The organism is Vreelandella rituensis, assembly GCF_003336665.1.
Taxonomy (GTDB): Bacteria; Pseudomonadota; Gammaproteobacteria; order Pseudomonadales; family Halomonadaceae; genus Vreelandella; species Vreelandella rituensis.
Genome location: NZ_QPIJ01000141.1, coordinates 1 through 1,618, shown reverse-complemented (window position 1 = coordinate 1,618; position 1,618 = coordinate 1). Strand labels below are relative to the sequence as shown.

Annotated in this window: 2 protein-coding genes; both read left to right on the top strand. The window is 60.1% G+C overall.

All coding sequences use genetic code 11. From position 1 onward, the window contains the following. The coding region (locus DU506_RS21110) for a transposase (protein ID WP_147273813.1) at positions 1 to 353 on the top strand (353 nt) is incomplete at its 5' end. Between the two features lie 366 nt (positions 354 to 719). After that, positions 720 to 1,618, top strand: an 899-nt coding sequence (gene iscB / locus DU506_RS21105; RefSeq protein ID WP_181870849.1) for an RNA-guided endonuclease IscB, incomplete at its 3' end; no start/stop codon positions are given.

Genomic DNA, 1,618 nt, shown 5'->3' with positions numbered 1-1,618 from the left:
TGCTGCTCAGCCACCTGGGAGATCCGGCCCGGTTCCCCTGCGGTCGTCAGTTCAGTGCCTCGTTGGGGCTGGTGCCCCGGCAATACTCCAGTGGTGGGCACAGCCGATTGAAGGGCATCACCAAACGTGGCAACGGCGAGGTCCGGCGCCAGCTGGTGCACGGCGCCAGAGCGGCATTACGCCAGTTCCAGCGCCAGGAACACCCGGATCGGCTAGCACGCTGGGCATGCACGTTGGCGGAACGCGTAGGACAGCGCAAGGCCATCGTGGCGCTGGCTAACAAGCTGGCCCGGATCTGCTGGTCCCTGCTGGCTCATGGACAACGCTACCAGCCACAAGGACAGGCCGCCTAATGTTGAGAAAAAGTAGACACAAGCTTGTTGTACCCTAGGTTACCCAACCCCGAGGTTGCGCAGGCGAGACGCTTCGATGGCATGACCGGTAAGACCGGCTCTCTGACACTCTGCCAATCGGAAAGGCCCATTACGAGGCCGCGTAGGAGATCAGATCAGAGAGCGCGCATTCCATCAAGGCCAGGCACCCAAGGTGCCATCGATAGGCCGGATATAAGCGTGCAGTCCTCACCCCATGCATTGTTGCCTCTGGCTCGCACAACGGGACGGGTCCATATAAGCCGGTTGCAGACAGTCCCGAGGGGAGACAGGTTGGAAGACCTGCGTCACCAGGCCCGTAAGGGTTCTATTGAAGAAGGAGATCGCATGGCGGTGTTCGTATTGGGAAAGAACAAGCAGCCGTTGATGCCGTGTAGTGAAAAGCGCGCCCGACTGCTGCTGGAACGTGGTCGGGCGGTGGTGGTACACCTGACACCTTTCGTGATCCGGTTGCGGGATCGCTGCCTGAGTGACGGCACCTTGCAGCCAACCCTGCTGGCTGCCGATCCGGGCAGCAAGGAAACCGGGCTGGCGCTGATGCGGCTGGAAGAAAGCGAAGGTAACGAAAATGCACAGGCAACCCGCCATGTGCTTTGCCTGTTTCAGTTGGTGCATCGGGGCTTCCAGATTCGCCAAGCCTTGGAGCAACGTGCCGGTTTTCGGCGTCGGCGTCGCAGCAAGAACCTGCGTTATCGTCAGCCGCGTTTTGATAACCGCACGCGCAAGAAGGGCTGGCTACCACCCAGCCTGCAACACCGAGTCGATACGACCATGGCCTGGGTGGACAAGCTGTGCCGCTGGGCACCCGTGACTCACCTGAGCATGGAGCTGGTGCGATTCGATCTACAGAAGATGGAAAACCCGGAGATTTCCGGCATTGAGTATCAACAAGGCACGCTCCTGGGCTATGAGGTGCGTGAATACCTGCTCGAAAAATGGGGTAGAGAGTGCGCCTACTGCGGTACCGGTGATACACCGCTGGAGATCGAACATGTGGTAGCGAAATCTCGGAACGGCTCTAGCCGGGTGGCCAACCTGACCATCGCCTGTCACGACTGCAACCAGGCCAAGGACAACCAGTGGCTTGTTGATTTCTTTGCCGCCGACAAGGGACTCAAGAAACGCCTCAAAGCCAATGGCTTGTCGGCAGACGTCCGCCTTGAGCGCGTCCAGCGCCAGCTCAAATTACCGCTGCGGGATGCCGCTGCCGTCAACGCCACCCGCTG